General features: G+C 64.0%; 1 pseudogene. It reads left to right on the top strand.

The window, feature by feature from the left end:
• Positions 1-246: pseudogene (locus P6F26_RS19640) on the top strand (DUF6326 family protein); the annotation flags it as partial.
• Positions 247-314 lie beyond the last annotated feature (68 nt).

Consider the following 314-nt stretch of genomic DNA (forward strand, 5'->3'; position numbering starts at 1 on the left):
CTGATGGCCGGCATCCTCGTACAGGTGCCGATCGGCATGGTGCTCTTTTCGCAAGTGCTTGAACGAACGTGGCTGCGACGCGCGACCTTCCTTGCAGTCCCGATCACCGCTGCAGGGATGATGCTCGCGCTGCCGACAGACAAAGATGACGTGCTTCATCTGGTCATCGAACTGCTTGCGATGCTCGTGATCCTGTGGGTCGTGTGGCGGTGGCCCGACGACCACGCGACACCGGCCCGGACATGACGGTGCCCGGACAGAGGCCGGTCTCGGTCGTTGTCGCGAGCAGCCCGCAGCGACGCTGGACGCTTGCA

Origin of the sequence: Roseicyclus salinarum (genome assembly GCF_029624655.1) — a bacterium.
GTDB lineage: Bacteria > Pseudomonadota > Alphaproteobacteria > Rhodobacterales > Rhodobacteraceae > Roseibacterium > Roseibacterium salinarum.